Source organism: Burkholderia sp. R-40, from assembly GCF_049942845.1.
GTDB classification, from domain to species: Bacteria; Pseudomonadota; Gammaproteobacteria; order Burkholderiales; family Burkholderiaceae; genus Burkholderia; species Burkholderia ambifaria.
Genome location: NZ_CP187967.1, coordinates 2,627,854 through 2,643,801, shown reverse-complemented (window position 1 = coordinate 2,643,801; position 15,948 = coordinate 2,627,854). Strand labels below are relative to the sequence as shown.

Genomic DNA, 15,948 nt, shown 5'->3' with positions numbered 1-15,948 from the left:
TTTCGCAATTGTCATAGGAAAACTGCAAAGCTTTGACAAATCGCGGCGGGCGGCACGCGCGCGTACGCGCCGCGTTATTGTCGGACAGACGATTGGAGAGGGGTCGAAACGTTACAAATTGAAGGTAATTGTTACCTTCGCGTGCGAGGAAGCGACCTAGACTGTTTTGTTATGGAATGTTTCTACGACGGCTCCGAGCCGCGCTGCCTATGAGACACCCAGCCATGCGCCGTTCGAAACGATCATCTCCCCGGCCGCCCGATGCGGGCGCTGAGCGTCAGCGTCCGCAGACCGACGCGCCGGCCGCACCGCCTGCCGGCGCGCCCGGCGAGACGCCGGTCGACGGCGATCACAACCAGGGCGGCGCACGCCCGGAAGGGCTCGACTATCAACGCGACCTCGGCCAGGAGCAGGACGCTTGATCCTGTCGCCGTTGCATTCCGCCGCCGCATTTCACTGCGCTCTTTGTTGCATCGCTCACATCTGAATCGCCGCGCGACTGCCTCCGGGTCGTCGCGTCCGCCTTGGCGCGCGCCGCGCGCCAGCCAATCGAATCGAGGAGGGGAAGCCGCATGAGCAGATTGATCGTGGTATCGAACCGTGTCGCCGCCGGCGAGGACACACGCCCGAGTGCAGGGGGGCTCGCGGTTGGCGTGATGGACGCATTGAAGGACACCGGCGGTGTCTGGTTCGGCTGGAACGGCGAGATCGTCGGTACGCCCGACGCTGCACCCGCGATCCAGCGGGACGGCAACGTCACGTATGCGACGGTCGGGCTGACCCGGCGCGACTACGATCAGTACTACCGCGGCTTCTCGAACGCGACGCTGTGGCCGGTGTTCCACTACCGCAGCGATCTCACGCGCTTCGACCGGCAGGAGTACGCGGGCTATCTGCGCGTGAACGCGATGCTGGCGAAGCAGCTCGCCGCGCTGCTGCAGCCAGACGACCTGATCTGGGTGCACGACTATCACCTGCTGCCGTTCGCGCATTGCCTGCGCGAGCTCGGCGTGAAGAACCCGATCGGCTTCTTCCTGCACATTCCGTTTCCGTCGCCCGACATGCTGCGCGTCGTGCCGCCGCACGAGGAGCTCGTGAAGTTCATGTGCGCGTACGACATCGCGGGTTTCCAGACCGATGCCGACAAGCAGGCGTTCACCGACTACATCGAGCGGCGCGGCATCGGCGCGGCGAGCGACGACGGGATGCTGCATGCGCACGGCCGCGTCGTGAAGGTTGCCGCCTATCCGATCGGCGTGCATCCGGATGCGATCGCCGAGGCCGCCGTCCAGTACGGCTCGCGCAAGCCGGTGAAGATGCTGCGCGACGCGCTCGACGGCCGCAAGCTCGTGATGAGCGTCGACCGGCTCGACTATTCGAAGGGGCTCGTCGAGCGCTTCCAGTCGTTCGAGCGGATGCTCGCCAACGCGCCGGGCTGGCAGGGGCGCGTATCGCTCGTGCAGATCGCGCCGCCGACGCGCTCCGACGTGAAGACCTATCAGAACATTCGCGAAACGCTCGAAGGCGAGGCCGGCCGCATCAACGGCCGCTTCTCGCAACTCGACTGGACGCCGATCCAGTACCTGAACCGCAAATACGAGCGCAATCTGCTGATGGCGTTCTTCCGGATGTCGCAGGTCGGCTATGTGACGCCGCTGCGCGACGGGATGAATCTGGTCGCGAAGGAATACGTCGCGTCGCAGGACCCGGCCGATCCGGGCGTGCTCGTGCTGTCGGAGTTCGCCGGCGCGGCGGCCGAGCTGACCGGCGCGCTGCTCGTCAATCCGTACGACCTGTCGCAGATGGCCGACGCGCTCGAGCGCGCGCTGTCGATGCCGCTCGCGGAGCGCCAGGCGCGACATGAAGAGAACCTTGCGCGGCTGCGCGAGAACAACCTGTCGGTCTGGCGCGACACGTTCGTCGCCGACCTGCGCAGCGTCGCGGCGGCCGCGTCGGTCACGCAGCGCGCGGGCCGGCGGGCCGCGCATGTCTGAGCGGGTGGAGGAGGGCAGCGCGGCGGACGAAGCGTCGGCTCGCTTCTTCGTCGTCACGGGCGGCCCGGGCTCGGGCAAGAGCACGTTGCTCGATGCGCTCGAACGCACCGGTTTCACGCGCTCGCACGAGGCCGGGCGCGGCGTGATCCGCGACCAGATGGCGATCGACGGCCCGGCGCTGCCGTGGCGCGACCGGGCAGCGTTCGCCGAGCAGATGCTGAACTGGGAGATGCGTTCGTACCGTCTCGCACACGATGCGCGCGGGCCCGTGTTTTTCGACCGCGGCGTGCCGGACGTGATCGGCTACCTGCGACTGACGGGCCTCGCCGTGCCCGCGCATGCGGAGGCCGCGGCGCGGCGCTTTCGCTATCACCGGCGCGTGTTCATCGCGCCGCCGTGGCCCGAGATCTACACGCAGGACACCGAACGGCGGCAGGATTTCGACGAGGCGGTGCGGACCTACGACGCGATGGTCGACTGCTATACGGCGTACGGGTATCGGCTGATCGAACTGCCGCGGGTAAGCGTGAAGGCGCGCGTGCGCTTCGTGATGGACGCGCTCGACGCCGCATGACGTGCGCACGCGGCGCGCGGCGGCGTCAGGTCGCCGCGTCCGGGCGTGGCGACGTGATGCGCAGCATGCTGACCACCGCGGCGATCGCTGCGAACCCCGTGGCGACATAGAGCGCGATCGTCGGACCGTGGTCGGGCGCGAGCCCGAAAATCAGCGCGACGAGCGCGGCGCCGAGGGTCTGGCCGGTCAGGCGCGCCGTGCTCAGCATCCCGCCCGCGCCGCCGCTGCGCTCGCGCGGCGCCGACGACAGCATCGCGCGATTGTTCGGCGACTGGAACAGCCCGAAGCCCGCGCCGCACAGCGCCATCCGCCACACGATGTCGACGGTGCCCGGGTGCGCGCCGATCGTCGCGAGCGACAGCAGGCCGGCCGCGAACAGCGCGAGCCCGATTCCGCCGAGGATGCCGGCCGAGTAGCGGTCCGACAGCACGCCCGCGAGCGGCGCGGCGAACACGATCACGAGCGGCCACGGCGTCATGTAGAGGCCGGTTTCGACCTGCGAGAAGCCGAGCGAATTCTGCAGCCAGAACGGTAGCGCGACGAATGCAAGCATCTGCGACGTGAACGACGCCATCGACGTATAGATCGACAAAGCGAACATCGGGATGCGCATCAGGTCGACCGGCAGCAGCGGCGCCGGCTGCGACAACTGGCGCTTCACGAAGAAGTAGCCGACGACGAACGCGACGGCCAGCTCCGCCGCGACGTAAGCGTGGCGTTCGCCGTGGCCGAGCCCGTCGACGGCCGTGATCAGCAGCCCGAATACGCAGGCGTTCATCAGCGCGCTCGCGAAATCGTACGGCGCGTCGTGCAGCGGGTTGGCCGGCAGCGCGCGCACGCTGCCGAGTACCGCGGCGATGCCGATCGGCACGTTGACCGCGAACAGCCACGGCCACGACGCAAACGACAGGATCGCCGACGCGACCGTCGGCCCGATCGCCGACGACAGCGCGACCACCATCGCGTTGATCGACAGCCCGCGCCCGAGCATCGACGACGGGTAGATCATCCGCACCAGCGCCGCATTGACGCTCATGATGCCGGCCGCGCCGAACCCCTGGATCACACGCATCACGGCCAGCATCGGCAGCGAGCCGGAGAGCGCGCAGCCGAGCGACGCCGCGGTGAAGAGCGCCAGCCCCGCGATATAGATGCGGCGATAGCCGACGCGCTCGCCGAGCGATGCGAGCGGCAGCAGCGTGATCGTGACCGCGAGCTGATACGCGTTGACGATCCAGATCGATGCGGCATCGGACGCGTGCAGGTCGCGCGCGATCGTCGGCAGCGCGACGTTCGCGATGGCGCCGTCGAGCACGGCGAGCGTGATGCCCAGTGCGACGCAGACGATCGCCCAGTAGCGTTGCGGAAGCGGCAGGCCGGTATCGGCGTTCATGACGGGAGCGAAAGCGGGGTTGACCGCGCGCCCGGACGCCGGTTGTGTGCGCAACCATGCTCGCGGGTGGAGGCGGCGGTGAGTGGCCCGGCCGGCCTGGCGGCGCCGGCGCGGGACCGGTCGAGTGTATCACCGGGCCGCATCGCGCGACGCCGACGCACGCGGGGCCGCCGGCCGCCGGCCGGCGCGCGCATTCAGCCTTCGAAATCGAGGCCGCCGAGCCGCACGAGCGGGTCGGCCTGCGTGCGCGACGCGAGATCGATGTCGCGCGCGCCCTGCCACGCGCCCAGTTTCTTCGGCAGCGCGGCCAGGTAGTGCTCGAAGCGCTGCGGACCGTCCGGCTCCATCAGCCGCTCGATCTCGTCGGTGTCCCAGGTCAGCTCGAGGTTCAGCGGATGCACGAAGCCGCTCACGTGCTCGTGCGGCGCGCTGCGGATCCGCACGCGCGTCGGTTGCCCGTGCCCGCCGTACGGGGCGACGTCGGCCTGGACGTGATCGGCGAAGAAGGCGGCGATCGCCCGCGCAATGCGCGGCGCGAATTCGGTATCGAAACGGCGGGCGGTTTCGGGCTGCATAAACGCGTCTCCTGTGGGCCGAAAATCGTAGCACGGCCGTACCGCGTTTCGGTGTGCGTGATACCCGTAATGGCGCGTTACCACTTGCTGCATCTATTACGACCGCGTGCCGCCACAATGCATCGCATCCAGTACCACTTCGCGTGGGAGTCCATCATGAAAAAAATTGCCGCTGTATGTGTCCTCGCCGGTTCGCTCGCCGTGGCGGGCCCGGCGTCCGCGCATGGCCGCGACGGGGGCGCCGTCATCGGCGCGCTGATCGGCGGCGCGGTGCTCGGCGCGATCGTGACGTCCGCGATGAATCCGCCCGTCGCGTACCAGGCGCCCGTGTATCAGGCACCGGCCTATCAGCCGCCGACGTACTACCAGGCGCCGGCCTACCAGCAGCCGGCTTATCCGAGCTACCAGCAGGCGCAGTACCAGGACGGCGGCCCGAACTATTGCTACGACCGCTATCAGCGCGCGTATGTGTGCGGGGCGCCCGTGTCGGGCGGCTATGCGCAGCCGGCCGGCTGGTGAGCGGGTGCGTGACCGGGCTCGGCGCCGCATGATCGGTGTCGACTGAGAGTTGCCGATACGCAGGATGACAAAAGGAAAGGCCCTCGCATGATGCGAGGGCCTTTGTCATGTCGGGGGAGCCGGTTTCGGCAGCTTTTTTATCCGTCACCCAGCGCCCGTGCGGAACCGTGTGCGGATACAAACGGTTGCAATTGCATCCGCTGGATCGGCTGAATCAGTGGCGATGGCCACCCTCACCGCGCCCGCCGCCGCCTCCGCCTTCGTTCCAGTCGCCGCGGCGTCCGCCGCCGCGTCCCCAGCCGCCATGGTCACCGCGATCGCGATCCCAGCGGCGGTAGTCGCGATGGCCGCGATCCCAGTCGCGCCCGCCACCGCCGCCGCCCCATATATTGACCGTGCCATAGACCGGCGCCGCGCCGTAGGCCGGCCCGTACGCGTAGCCGGGATCGGAATAGTAGGGCTGGCCGTAGCCGTATCCGGCGTCCGGGCCGACGACGCAACCGGCCAGCAGCGTGGCGACGCCGGCGGCAGCAATGAGCTTCAGCATGATGTTCTCCGTGGGTTCTCCTATAAGTACCGCGCGCGGGGATTGCCGGCTGTTTGCAATTGTGTCGTCAAATTACAGCGCCGTAAGGTCTTGCGACGAAAGTGTTAGCATCCGGGGCCTATTTTGTTTATCAGGAGCACATCGATGAAATTCGCGATCCGGGCCGTCCTGGCCGCCTTTTGCGTGACGACCGCCGCCGCCTGCGCGGCCGGGCCCGCATCGGCGCCCGCCGTGCCGGCCGAGTCGATCAAGATGTTCCCGCAGCCGGCGGCCGGCCAGCAGCGCGCGGTGATCGCACTGCCCGCGCTCGAGAACGAAGGCGATGCGCGCGTCGAACTGATGATCGGCAAGACGCTGCAGACCGACTGCAACCAGCAATGGTTCGGCGGCGAGTTGACCGCCGAGGACGTGAAGGGCTGGGGCTATACGTACTATCGGCTGACCGACGTGAAGGGCCCGGCGTCGACGCTGATGGCGTGCCCGGGCCAGGCGCCGCAACAGCGGTTCGTGCAGGTGCGTAGCGACGGCCAACTGCTGCGCTACAACAGCCGCCTGCCGCTCGTCGTGTACGTGCCGGACGGTTTCGACGTGCGCTACCGCGTGTGGCATGCGTCGAAGGACGTGCAGCACGCCGTGACACAGTAAGTACCCGCGCGGCCATGCCGGGCGCTTGTCGCCGGCCGGCCGCGCGCGGTTTTGCGGGTTGCTTTCCGGGGCCCGCCGTTAGCCGGCGCGCGCGCCCGCGAGCGCCGGCCATGCGGCCAGCGCGGCTTGCGCGACCGCTTCCAGATCGCGACGGCTCGCGCCGTCGCGCGCCTGAATCGACATCCCCTGTTGCACCGTCACGTAGTAGCGTGCGATCGCGTCGAGATCCGCGTGCGCGGAGATCTCGCCCGCTGCAACGCCTTCGCCGAGCCGCGCGCGTAATGCGGCGACCGTCTGCTCGCGCATGGCGATCAGCATTTGCCGGACCGTGTCCGATCGCTCGGCCGGATGCAGCGCCGACAAGACGATCAGGCAGCCGGCCGGCTTCGACCGGCGCGTGAACACGCGCGCGGTCTGCATCAGATAGTTCTCGATCGCGTCGTGTGCGCTGCCGGCCTGTTCGACGCCGTCCCAGATCTCACGGCCCTCCGTTTCCCGATAGTGCTCGATCGCTTGCCGGAACAACGCCTCCTTGCTGCCGAACGCCGCGTACAGGCTCGGTGACGCAATGCCCATCGCGGCCGTCAGGTCCGTCATCGACGCACCCTCGTAGCCGAGGCGCCAGAACACCTCCATCGCGCGATCCAGCGCCGCTTCCTTGTCGAAGCTTCTCGGTCGGCCCCGTTCAGCCATGACATTCGTTCCTTCGTCGATATCTGTATCGATCGATAAAATAATTCAATTGACAGCGCCGCGCAACCTGCCACATTCTGTGTCGGTCGTTACATAAATGACCACAGGAGTTTTCATGAGTCGACTTCAAGGCAAGCGTGCACTCGTCACGGGCGGCAGTCGCGGCATCGGTGCGGCCATTGTGAAACGGCTGGCGGCCGACGGTGCGGACGTCGCGATCACTTACGAGAAATCGGCGGAGCGGGCGCGGGCCGTCGTTGCCGACATCGAGGCGCTCGGCCGCCGGGCCGTCGCGATCCAGGCCGACAGCGCCGATCCGGTTGCCGTGCGTGGCGCGGTCGATCATGCCGCGCAGACGCTCGGCGGCCTCGACATCCTCGTCAACAACGCGGGCATCTTCCGTGGCGGTGCGCTGGACGACCTTACGCTCGACGACATCGACGCGACGCTGAACGTGAACGTGCGCGCGGTGATCGTCGCGTCGCAGGCGGCTGCGCGGCATCTCGGAGAGGGCGGGCGCATCGTGTCGACCGGCAGTTGCCTCGCGACGCGCGTTCCCGATGCGGGGATGAGCCTCTATGCGGCGAGCAAGGCCGCGCTGATCGGCTGGACGCAGGGGCTCGCGCGCGATCTCGGTGCGCGCGGCATCACGGTCAATATCGTGCATCCGGGGTCGACCGATACGGACATGAATCCGGCCGACGGTGAGCATGCCGGCGCGCAACGTTCGCGGATGGCGATTCCGCAGTACGGCAAGGCGGAGGACGTCGCGGCACTCGTCGCGTTCGTCGTCGGGCCGGAAGGGCGGTCGATTAACGGTACCGGGTTGACAATCGATGGTGGCGCGAATGCATAAGCGTAGAAGTGCGATTTAATTTGCTCGTGTGCTGCCGGTAATTGCTGCACCGATGCCGCGCGCGATTTCGAGGTCGCGCGCGGCCGAATCAGCACCGACTTTCCCGTGATGGAAGAAGGTTCGGGATTCTATGCAATGTCGGATACGTGTCAGTTGCGTTGAATCACGGAGGATTGCGAACGGTGGCCTCCGCACGGAATTCATTTACAAAGTGCGCTGGCGTACTTACGATGACGCCAATCTGGGCTAGCGGAACATCGTATGCGTACAGTCGATCAAGCGATGCTTGCCGCGCTCTGCCTTTGTCTTGCCGCATGCGGCGGTGGCGATGACAACAATGCGGCGGCATCGCAAACCGTTGCGGGTACATCGACATCGTCCGGCGCGTCTGCCGGCGCCGCATCCGCCGCATCCGGTCCGTCCAGCGCATCGGGCGCATCGACTTCATCGACGGATTCCGGCCGCTCTGGCCCGACCTCAGGGGCGACCGGCGCCACTCCCGGCGCGCCGCTTCAGCCGTCCAGCGGCTCCAAACCGGTTCTCGTCGCCGATGTGACGGTCTCGCCGGCCGCCGACGGCAGCGATCAAGCCGACGCGTTGCAGAAAGCATTCGACAGCCTGCAGGCCGGCCAGCGCCTGGTGATCGCGCCGGGCCGCTACGTCGTCGGGCATTCGCTTGCCGTGAACGTGCCGCAGGCGGTGATCTCCGGATATGGCGCGACGCTCGCCGCCACGAATCCGGCCGACCAGACCATCGTGATGCGCGGCGCCGGTTCGACCCTCGTCGGCGTGACGCTCGCCGGCACCGGCACGACGCGGCTCACGACGCCCGAGTCGACCAAGGTCGAGGTGACGGGCGCGGACGTTCAGGTGCTCGGCGTGACGATCCAAGGAGGCGCGAGCGCGGGGATTTTCGTGTTCGGCGGCAGCGGTATCGCGATCGTGGGCAACACCGTGCGCGCGACGCTGGCCGACGGCATCCATACGACCTACGGGTCGATCAACGTGCTGGTGCAGAACAATACGGTGACGGGCACCGGCGACGATCTGATCGCCGTGGTCAGTTATCTCGGCGACGGCCGGCTCAGCAGCAACGTGCTCATCGACCACAATTCAGTGTCGGGTAACGCGTGGGGGCGCGGCATTACCGTTGTCGGCGGGCAGGGCGTGACGATCTCGAACAATACGGTCGACGGCGTCGAGAAGGCGGCGGGTATCCTGGTCGCGCAGGAAGACAGCTGGAAGACTTATGGGTCGTCGAACGTCGTCATCACCGGCAATACCGTGACCAACATCCAGAACTCGAACGTGAACAATGGCTTGCAGCCGACGCAACAGGGCGCGATCGAGCTGGATACATGGACGGGAACGGTGTCGGGCGTCGCGGTGACGGATAACCGCGTGTCGGGATCCGGCTATGCGGGGTTCCGGGCGTATGGGAACGTGTGTTCGTTCAGCGTGACGGGCAATACGTTTTCGTCGATCGCCGGGTTGCCCGTCGGGCTGTTGACGAACGGGTGCGCGGTGAGCCAGATCGTCGTCGACGCGAATCGGCTCGGGGATGGCAGTGTGCTGGCGCTGCCGGCCGGGGCGTCGTCGACGGGGACGTTTGCCGTGACCGGGGTGAATGCGAGTTTGATGCCGAAGGTCAGGGCGGGGTTGATGCGGTGAGGCTGGGGGCCGGCCGTACTGGTACAACATGCAAATCAAAAAGCCCGCTTGCTTTCGCATAGCGGGCTTCGATGTTGGTTGCGGGGATAGGATTTGAACCTATGACCTTCGGGTTATGAGCCCGACGAGCTGCCAGACTGCTCCACCCCGCGGCGCGAAGTGTACCCCGGACTGTTGCGGTGCGTCAAACGATCAATGATATGGCCCGTCCGGGGCGATCGCGCGTCGCCGATCAGAATGCGCTCGCTTGCATTGCCTGGGTTCTCTCGGATACCCGAGCGTTACCTTGGTTTCGATCAAGTAACCGATCCATGTTTGTTACCCTCCGGCGGTTGGATAACACTTTGGGTAACAGCCGGAACACCTTGTCGAAAAACGCGGCGCGCAGTGCCCGTGCATTCGGAAGGGCGCCGGAAGGACCCGCGGGAAATCGGCAGTTATTTCCACTGGTGGCCGCTGGTGGAAGTCCGCAACAAAAAACCCCGCACAGCCAAGCGTGACGGGGTTCTTGTGGCGAAGCTGGTGAAACTTTGGAGACTCTTTGGTCCCCCTGACAGAATTCATAAAACAATGATGTGCGTGGCTTTGCCGCATTATCGTTAAGAATATGCCCCAAAAATTTCCTAAAGATTATTCGCCATCCGGCGACGGTTGCGGTATGTGGTTTCGGGTCGGATAAAATAGCTACATCAAAAGAATACGCTCAGGGTGAGCGTCGGTAAGTTCCGCCGAATCGGGACATTCGAGGGAAGGCCACATGAACTACGTTGCAGCATTGAGGGTGGGGCAGAACGACATAAAGGCGCTTGTCAATTTGGAGTCGGCTCGACGAGAGCAGGTTGCTCCTTTGCTAAGTATGCGAGGAAATGACGAGCGTCATCTCGATACGTTTGCGAACAACTGGGGCGGTACTTCGTTTTATCTGGACGTTTCGCGTTTTCCAACAGACGCAAATGATCGGTACTTGATCGAGAATGCGCTGAACTCACCGAACAACGCATACGCTACAAAGCGTGCCTTTTATGTAGCAACCAGAGCCAAGAACAACGCACTGGTACCAGTTATCGGTTGGGCCGATGGCGATTCATCCCGCGATGTGGTGCAGTGCGCACTTCAATTGGCAGCGGAGTTTCCGAGGATCGCACTCCGGGTGGAGGTGGGGCGAGATGTAGCTCGGCAATGGCCGACAGCCCAGAACGTACTGAACTCGGTAACAGATCCTTCAGCAGTTGATGTGATCATCGATTTTCGGAAACTTGCCGATATTCCCCTGTTAACTCCTGGGGGATGGCTCGACCGCCTTGTACGAGACATTCATGCCTATCGAGTCGCGCGGGTAGTCATCGTTAGTACGTCGTTTCCTGATGACAAACCTGCTTCCGGCACATCTCGAACTGTTGCGTGTCTCGATCTTACATGGCAGCTGGCGCTTCAGGCGGCTTTGGGAGATCTGCCGCTGATCTACGGTGACTACGCTGCAACAAATCCCACCGGGGTAATGGACTTTATCCCCGGTATGCCAGTTATCCCTTTTGCAAATTACCTGGTCCCTACAGAGTGGTGGCAAATCCGACAGGGAGGCGATAAGGAATTCCATCACTATACGGGGATCGCCGCCGCAATTAGAACAATCCCGGGTTATCACGGAGATGAATTTTGCTGGGCGACTCGCGAAATCGGCCGTATTGCGGCATCAGGGACGAACTACGGCAACAATGGGACGTGGAATGGATTTCGTGTCAACCAACACATTTGCGCAGTTCTGCAGTACCTGGCCTCACGTGGTGAGCCTCCTGTCGGGGCTGAGTCCGATGATGAGGATCTATGAAGCAGCCGCGTAGCGCACTTTGAGCCTGCTGAGTACTTGAGCCTTTAGTACGTCGAGCGGCACCGCCTTGGAAACGCGGTGCCGAGCTTCTCGAATTCGCTCGCGGCGTAGAATTGGTAACCCTTGGCTGGCGCACAGTTCATCCAGTTCTTCTCGCCACAACAGACCACTGAGGTCATACGGGACGACGCACTTGTTCGGGCGTGCTGGGCGCAATACGGCGATCGATGAGTACTCGTCCACGATCAAGATGCCAATCGATGGATGCGACTCCTCTAGGGCGCGAACTGCATGTTTGCGATGGCAGCAAAGCCATACCTCGTCGAATACTCTGAGATACGCTTCCATCTGCTGTGGCCAACGCTTAAACGTGTCTGCCTCGGACTTAACCTCGAACCCGCAAAGTTGTCCGTTTGCGTGAACCAGGTCCGCTCTACAAGTCTTGTCGACAATGCACAGCTCATCGATAAGGACGTCGCCGGGTAGGTGCTGCTTGGCACCCTGTACCCATGAACGTAATAGGTGACGAATCGTCTCTGGTGTTTGCATAGCAGCCGGATTATTACGGCATAGTCAAGAGATCAACGCTGTCGGTCAGGTCGCGGCCGGGTTGACTTTTCGCGTTTGTCCAACGCTTCGACGACCTTCTCCACGATGTGTCTGGCGAACAGATTCAGCATTCGATCATCGATGTGCACGTTCCCGCTTTCATCGTCGCTCAAAAAACTCGCTTCCAGTCGGGCGACCACCTCAGCGGTCAACGATCGTCTTTTTCGCGCTGACGCTGCGTCGAGCCGCTCTTTCAATTCGAGCGGGATGCGGAGGTTGATTTGTGGATCGTCTCGGGCCATGGAGTGATTGTAGTGTAGCGCGGTGCTTGAATTCAATAAAGCACCGTGCTGCATTTGGATCGACGCGATTCAACCAGAGGCGGCTCCGCGCTTCAGGCGACCATGCAAGAAGAACAATTCCTCATCCGCAATCGAGCCTACAGTGTGTGGCATCGGACGCGTTCGATTAGCCGGTTTATCGGCACAGATGAGGCCAAGGCGTTGACGGTGGCTGATCTGAATAGCATGCTTTTTGTCGAGTTCGGTTGCTCCAGCAAGCTACCTCTGGCACTGGCAAAGGCAGCACAAGACATCGAAGGCAACCGGTGTGATCCGGGATCTATTTGGCATCACCTCCAAATACAGCCCCTTGCCGTCTGCCAGGCGGTAGGTTTTCTCGGCCGGCTTGGCCTTGCGGATCTGCATCTCGGTCAGCGGGGTAGCGCGCTTCGGCATGGCGTTGGGGGCGTGGAGGCATGTCCCAAAACGATGTCCCCAAGCTAGGTTGCTTGTACTAGGCAACCTTGGGCAAGGATGGCAGCAAAAGTCCAAGCGACACAAGGCTGCGCGCGACTGTTTGGGCAAACCTAGGAAGTATTGGGAACTAAGATGGTCCCCCCGACAGGAATCGAACCTGTATCTAGCGCTTAGGAGGCGCTTGTTCTATCCATTGAACTACGGGGAGAGCCGGGTCCGCGATATCGCGTGCAGAAAACGCGACCGGGACGGCGATGTGGACAGCGCGCAGAGTATAGCAAACGCGCGGCGCATCGGCGGACGGAATGCGTGCCGATGCGCCGCGCGCGTGCTTAGTGCGTCCGGAAACCGAAAACCGAAAACCGGATACACGAAACCGAAATCAGAAATCCACGACGACGAAATCTTCCTTGCCCACGTCGCACAGCGGGCACCGCCAGTCGGCGGGAATGTCGGCGAAACGGGTGCCGGCGGGGATCCCCTCGTCGGGCAGCCCTTCCGCTTCGTTATAGACCCACCCGCAAATCAGGCAGACCCAGCTCTGGTATTCGATTACATCGCTCATAGGGCGTTCGGGATGAAGAAAGTCGGTCATGCCGTCCGCGGCGCGGCCAACGGACGAAAGGCGCAATAGTACCGTAATTTCGCCGAACACCTGCGCAACGTCCTTTTAAACGTACGCATCGCGAACAACGCCCGACATCGCACGGGCCGGGCACGCAGTGTATGCTTCGTGAGCCTTTCAATCTGAAGGAGGAAACGATGCTCAACAAGAAATGGATCGCAGGTGCGGTATGTGTCGCGGCACTGGCCGTGTCGACGCTCGCGCGTGCCGAGGCGCGCGTGTTTTTCGTCGAGCCGAAGGATGGCGCGACGGTGTCGAGCCCCGTGCACGTGCAGTTCGGCCTCGAAGGGATGGCGCTCAAGCCGGCCGGCGACATGACGCCGGACACGGGCCACCACCACCTGCTGATCGACGGCAAGCCGGTGCCCAAGGGCGACGTGATTCCCGCCTCCGAACATTCGCTGCACTTCGGCAAGGCCCAGACCGAAACCGACGTGAAGCTGCCGCCCGGCAAGCACACGCTGACGCTGCAGCTCGGCGACGGCGCACACCGCTCGTATGGTCCCGAGCTGAGCTCGACGATCACGGTCAACGTGAAGTAATCGCACCTCCCGCGTGCGGGCGCCCGGCCGGGAAGCTACGGCGGGATGCCCGCCGCGCGGCGCCGAAGCGCGCCATGCCGGCGCCGTCCGCCGAGCGCACGCCTTGCATGCAGTCACAGCACGAAAAGCACCACGCACCGGCATAGTCCGTCAGGCCATCCCGGCGCAGGCCTCCGCCACCGGTACAATGGGCGCTTCCGATTTCTCTCTTCGCCGTCTCCCCATGTCGCTTTATTCCATTACCGGCGCGCAACTCGCGTTCGGTCACGTCGCGTTGCTCGATCACGCGGACTTCTCGCTGGAAGCCGGCGAGCGCGTCGGCCTGATCGGCCGCAACGGCGCGGGCAAGTCGTCGCTGCTGAAGATCGTCGCCGGGCTCGCGAAGCCCGATGACGGGCTGATCACGCGCCAGCAGGAGCTCGTGACCGTCTACGTGCCGCAGGAGCCCGAATTCGAACCCGGCGCGACGGTGTTCGAGGCCGTGGCATCGGGGCTCACGCACACGCGCGAAGTGCTCGAAGAATACGATTCGATCGCGCACCGCCTCGCCGACACACCCGAAGGCGCCGAGCACGATGCGCTGCTCGCGCGGATGAACACGCTGCAGTCGTCGCTCGACATGCACGACGCGTGGAACTGGCGCACGCGCGTGTCGATGACGCTCGCGCAGATCGGCCTGACGGACGGCGATGCCAGCGTCGACGCGCTGTCGGGCGGGATGCAGAAGCGCGTCGCGCTGGCGCGCGCGCTGGTGCTGCAACCCGACGTGCTGCTGCTCGACGAGCCGACCAACCACCTCGACTTCGACGGCATCCGCTGGCTGGAAGAATTGCTGGTCTCGCAGCGCGCGGGCCTGCTGTTCATCACCCACGATCGCGCATTCCTCGACCGCGTCGCGACACGCATCGTCGAGCTCGATCGCGGCGGGCTGCTGTCGTATCCGGGCAATTTCTCCGCGTACCAGACGCGCAAGGCGCAGCAGCTCGAAGTCGAGCGCGTGGAAAACGAGAAATTCGACAAGCTGCTCGCGCAGGAAGAAGTGTGGATCCGCAAGGGCGTCGAGGCGCGCCGTACGCGCAGCGTCGGGCGCATCGCGCGGCTCGTGCAGATGCGCAACGAGCGCGCGGAGCGCCGCAATTCGCAGGGCAACGTGAGGCTCGACGTCGCGCAGGGCGAGAAGTCGGGCAAGATCGTCGCGGAGCTGACGGACGTGACGAAGCGCTACGGCGATCGAACGGTGGTCGACACGTTCTCGACGTCGGTCATGCGCGGCGACAAGATCGGTTTCGTCGGCCCGAACGGCGCGGGCAAGACCACGCTGCTCAAGCTGATCCTCGGCGAGCTGAAGCCCGACTCGGGCACGGTGCGCACGGGCACGAATCTGCAGGTCGCGTATTTCGACCAGATGCGCGCGCAGCTCGACCAGGACAAGAGCCTGGCCGATACGATCAGCCCCGGTAGCGAATGGGTCGAGATCGGCGGCGTGCGCAAGCACGTGATGAGCTATCTCGGCGACTTCCTGTTCGCGCCGGAACGCGCGCGCTCGCCGGTGAAGTCGCTGTCGGGCGGCGAGCGCAACCGGCTCCTGCTCGCGCGCCTGTTCGCGCGTCCGGCCAACGTGCTGGTGCTCGACGAGCCGACCAACGACCTCGACATCCCGACGCTCGAACTGCTCGAAGAGCTGCTGGCCGACTATGACGGCACGGTGCTGCTCGTCAGCCACGATCGCGCGTTCCTCGACAACGTCGTGACGTCGGTGATCGCGGCGGAGGGCGACGGCAAGTGGCGCGAATACGTCGGCGGCTTCACCGACTGGCAGATCCAGAGCGAGCGTTCGCAGCAGCTCGCGCAGCAGGAAGCGGCGAAGCGCGCGGTGAAGGAAGCGGCGCCGGTCAAGGAAGACCCGGCGAAAAGCGCGGCCGGCCGCAACGCGCAGCGCACGGTCAAGCTGTCGTTCAACGAGCAACGCGAACTCGATGCGCTGCCGCAGAAGATCGCGGCGCTCGAGGAAGAACAGAAGACGATCAACGCGCAACTCGAGGACGGCGCGATCTTCGCGAAGGATCCGCAGGAAGGCACGCGCCTGACCGAGCGGTTCGCGGCGATCGACGACGAACTGCTCGCCGCGCTCGAGCGGTGGGAAACGCTCGAAGCGAAGCGCAAACCGGTCTGACGCACC

General features: G+C 64.6%; 16 protein-coding genes, 2 tRNA genes and 1 pseudogene. 10 read left to right on the top strand and 9 right to left on the bottom strand.

Annotation, left to right across the window (positions count from 1 at the left end; all coding sequences use genetic code 11):
• Positions 1-224 precede the first annotated feature (224 nt).
• From ACP26O_RS12240 to ACP26O_RS12230, 3 genes are all read left to right on the top strand, one after another.
• Complete coding sequence (locus ACP26O_RS12240) at positions 225-422, top strand: hypothetical protein (protein WP_175660235.1); 198 nt, start codon at positions 225-227, stop codon at positions 420-422.
• 150 nt (positions 423-572) lie between these two features.
• The gene (gene otsA / locus ACP26O_RS12235) at positions 573-1,994 is read left to right on the top strand and encodes an alpha,alpha-trehalose-phosphate synthase (UDP-forming) (RefSeq protein ID WP_175665030.1); all 1,422 of its coding nucleotides are present in this window, start codon (positions 573-575) and stop codon (positions 1,992-1,994) included.
• Positions 1,987-2,568 carry an AAA family ATPase gene (locus tag ACP26O_RS12230; protein ID WP_175665029.1) on the top strand — a complete coding sequence of 194 codons (582 nt, stop codon included), beginning with the start codon at positions 1,987-1,989 and terminating at the stop codon, positions 2,566-2,568. Before otsA ends, ACP26O_RS12230 begins: the two co-directional genes overlap by 8 nt.
• A 25-nt stretch (positions 2,569-2,593) precedes the next feature.
• On the opposite strand, the gene ACP26O_RS12225 is transcribed toward ACP26O_RS12230, so the two are convergent.
• Both ACP26O_RS12225 and ACP26O_RS12220 read right to left on the bottom strand, forming a co-directional pair.
• Positions 2,594-3,961 (bottom strand): MFS transporter, encoded by a 1,368-nt coding sequence (locus ACP26O_RS12225; protein WP_175665028.1) that lies wholly within the window; start codon positions 3,959-3,961, stop codon positions 2,594-2,596.
• 194 nt (positions 3,962-4,155) lie between these two features.
• On the bottom strand, positions 4,156-4,536 hold the full coding sequence (locus ACP26O_RS12220) for a DUF5594 family protein (RefSeq protein ID WP_006755286.1): 381 nt from the start codon (positions 4,534-4,536) through the stop codon (positions 4,156-4,158).
• Between the two features lie 117 nt (positions 4,537-4,653).
• On the opposite strand from ACP26O_RS12220, the gene ACP26O_RS12215 reads away from it, so the two are divergent.
• Entirely contained in the window at positions 4,654-5,055 is a 402-nt protein-coding gene (locus ACP26O_RS12215; protein ID WP_012364418.1) for a hypothetical protein, read from the top strand.
• 214 nt (positions 5,056-5,269) lie between these two features.
• Here the strand turns inward: ACP26O_RS12215 and ACP26O_RS12210 are convergent, their stop codons facing one another.
• Positions 5,270-5,602 carry a hypothetical protein gene (locus ACP26O_RS12210; protein WP_011657610.1) on the bottom strand — a complete coding sequence of 111 codons (333 nt, stop codon included), beginning with the start codon at positions 5,600-5,602 and terminating at the stop codon, positions 5,270-5,272.
• Between the two features lie 144 nt (positions 5,603-5,746).
• On the opposite strand from ACP26O_RS12210, the gene eco reads away from it, so the two are divergent.
• Positions 5,747-6,247: a serine protease inhibitor ecotin gene (gene eco, locus ACP26O_RS12205; protein WP_011657609.1), complete on the top strand. Its 501-nt coding sequence runs from the start codon at positions 5,747-5,749 to the stop codon at positions 6,245-6,247.
• Between the two features lie 78 nt (positions 6,248-6,325).
• Here eco and ACP26O_RS12200 read toward each other — a convergent pair whose 3' ends face one another.
• Positions 6,326-6,940 (bottom strand): TetR/AcrR family transcriptional regulator, encoded by a 615-nt coding sequence (locus ACP26O_RS12200; RefSeq protein ID WP_165751833.1) that lies wholly within the window; start codon positions 6,938-6,940, stop codon positions 6,326-6,328.
• A gap of 115 nt (positions 6,941-7,055) precedes the next feature.
• On the opposite strand from ACP26O_RS12200, the gene ACP26O_RS12195 reads away from it, so the two are divergent.
• Positions 7,056-7,796, top strand: coding sequence for an SDR family NAD(P)-dependent oxidoreductase (locus ACP26O_RS12195; protein ID WP_175665027.1), 741 nt, complete (start codon positions 7,056-7,058; stop codon positions 7,794-7,796).
• 546 nt (positions 7,797-8,342) lie between these two features.
• Positions 8,343-9,467 (top strand): annotated as a pseudogene (locus ACP26O_RS12190) (right-handed parallel beta-helix repeat-containing protein); the annotation flags it as partial.
• Between the two features lie 75 nt (positions 9,468-9,542).
• Here ACP26O_RS12190 and ACP26O_RS12185 read toward each other — a convergent pair.
• A tRNA-Met gene (locus ACP26O_RS12185) sits at positions 9,543-9,619 on the bottom strand.
• Positions 9,620-10,224: 605 nt separating this feature from the next.
• On the opposite strand from ACP26O_RS12185, the gene ACP26O_RS12180 reads away from it, so the two are divergent.
• Positions 10,225-11,295: a beta family protein gene (locus tag ACP26O_RS12180; RefSeq protein ID WP_175665025.1), complete on the top strand. Its 1,071-nt coding sequence runs from the start codon at positions 10,225-10,227 to the stop codon at positions 11,293-11,295.
• Here the strand turns inward: ACP26O_RS12180 and ACP26O_RS12175 are convergent.
• The 4 genes from ACP26O_RS12175 to ACP26O_RS12160 all read right to left on the bottom strand — a co-directional run bounded on the left by ACP26O_RS12175 (position 11,290) and on the right by ACP26O_RS12160 (position 13,167).
• Positions 11,290-11,844, bottom strand: a complete 555-nt coding sequence (locus ACP26O_RS12175) for a sce7726 family protein (protein WP_175665024.1) — start codon at positions 11,842-11,844, stop codon at positions 11,290-11,292. The genes ACP26O_RS12180 and ACP26O_RS12175 overlap by 6 nt on opposite strands.
• A gap of 32 nt (positions 11,845-11,876) precedes the next feature.
• Positions 11,877-12,146 (bottom strand): Arc family DNA-binding protein, encoded by a 270-nt coding sequence (locus ACP26O_RS12170; protein ID WP_175665023.1) that lies wholly within the window; start codon positions 12,144-12,146, stop codon positions 11,877-11,879.
• Positions 12,147-12,735: 589 nt separating this feature from the next.
• A tRNA-Arg gene (locus tag ACP26O_RS12165) sits at positions 12,736-12,810 on the bottom strand.
• A 174-nt stretch (positions 12,811-12,984) separates the two neighbouring features.
• Positions 12,985-13,167, bottom strand: coding sequence for a rubredoxin (locus ACP26O_RS12160; RefSeq protein ID WP_041491231.1), 183 nt, complete (start codon positions 13,165-13,167; stop codon positions 12,985-12,987).
• A gap of 197 nt (positions 13,168-13,364) precedes the next feature.
• Here ACP26O_RS12160 and ACP26O_RS12155 point away from each other — a divergent pair, with 197 nt between their 5' ends.
• Together ACP26O_RS12155 and ACP26O_RS12150 are read left to right on the top strand one after the other, a co-directional pair.
• Positions 13,365-13,769 (top strand): DUF4399 domain-containing protein, encoded by a 405-nt coding sequence (locus ACP26O_RS12155; protein ID WP_041491385.1) that lies wholly within the window; start codon positions 13,365-13,367, stop codon positions 13,767-13,769.
• A gap of 223 nt (positions 13,770-13,992) precedes the next feature.
• On the top strand, positions 13,993-15,942 hold the full coding sequence (locus tag ACP26O_RS12150; RefSeq protein ID WP_425100826.1) for an ATP-binding cassette domain-containing protein: 1,950 nt from the start codon (positions 13,993-13,995) through the stop codon (positions 15,940-15,942).
• The last annotated feature ends 6 nt before the right edge of the window (positions 15,943-15,948 follow it).

Excerpts from the sequence above, each read along its gene's own strand:
- ACP26O_RS12215 (WP_012364418.1), top strand. The coding sequence starts at position 4,654 with ATGCATCGCATCCAGTACCACTTCGCGTGGGAGTCCATCATGAAAAAA.
- ACP26O_RS12195 (WP_175665027.1), top strand. The coding sequence starts at position 7,056 with ATGAGTCGACTTCAAGGCAAGCGTGCACTCGTCACGGGCGGCAGTCGC.
- ACP26O_RS12170 (WP_175665023.1), bottom strand. The coding sequence starts at position 12,146 with ATGGCCCGAGACGATCCACAAATCAACCTCCGCATCCCGCTCGAATTG.
- ACP26O_RS12180 (WP_175665025.1), top strand. The coding sequence starts at position 10,225 with ATGAACTACGTTGCAGCATTGAGGGTGGGGCAGAACGACATAAAGGCG.
- otsA (WP_175665030.1), top strand. The coding sequence starts at position 573 with ATGAGCAGATTGATCGTGGTATCGAACCGTGTCGCCGCCGGCGAGGAC.
- ACP26O_RS12230 (WP_175665029.1), top strand. The coding sequence starts at position 1,987 with ATGTCTGAGCGGGTGGAGGAGGGCAGCGCGGCGGACGAAGCGTCGGCT.
- ACP26O_RS12225 (WP_175665028.1), bottom strand. The coding sequence starts at position 3,961 with ATGAACGCCGATACCGGCCTGCCGCTTCCGCAACGCTACTGGGCGATC.
- ACP26O_RS12220 (WP_006755286.1), bottom strand. The coding sequence starts at position 4,536 with ATGCAGCCCGAAACCGCCCGCCGTTTCGATACCGAATTCGCGCCGCGC.
- ACP26O_RS12150 (WP_425100826.1), top strand. The coding sequence starts at position 13,993 with ATGTCGCTTTATTCCATTACCGGCGCGCAACTCGCGTTCGGTCACGTC.
- ACP26O_RS12160 (WP_041491231.1), bottom strand. The coding sequence starts at position 13,167 with ATGAGCGATGTAATCGAATACCAGAGCTGGGTCTGCCTGATTTGCGGG.
- ACP26O_RS12240 (WP_175660235.1), top strand. The coding sequence starts at position 225 with ATGCGCCGTTCGAAACGATCATCTCCCCGGCCGCCCGATGCGGGCGCT.
- ACP26O_RS12175 (WP_175665024.1), bottom strand. The coding sequence starts at position 11,844 with ATGCAAACACCAGAGACGATTCGTCACCTATTACGTTCATGGGTACAG.
- ACP26O_RS12155 (WP_041491385.1), top strand. The coding sequence starts at position 13,365 with ATGCTCAACAAGAAATGGATCGCAGGTGCGGTATGTGTCGCGGCACTG.
- ACP26O_RS12210 (WP_011657610.1), bottom strand. The coding sequence starts at position 5,602 with ATGCTGAAGCTCATTGCTGCCGCCGGCGTCGCCACGCTGCTGGCCGGT.
- ACP26O_RS12200 (WP_165751833.1), bottom strand. The coding sequence starts at position 6,940 with ATGGCTGAACGGGGCCGACCGAGAAGCTTCGACAAGGAAGCGGCGCTG.
- eco (WP_011657609.1), top strand. The coding sequence starts at position 5,747 with ATGAAATTCGCGATCCGGGCCGTCCTGGCCGCCTTTTGCGTGACGACC.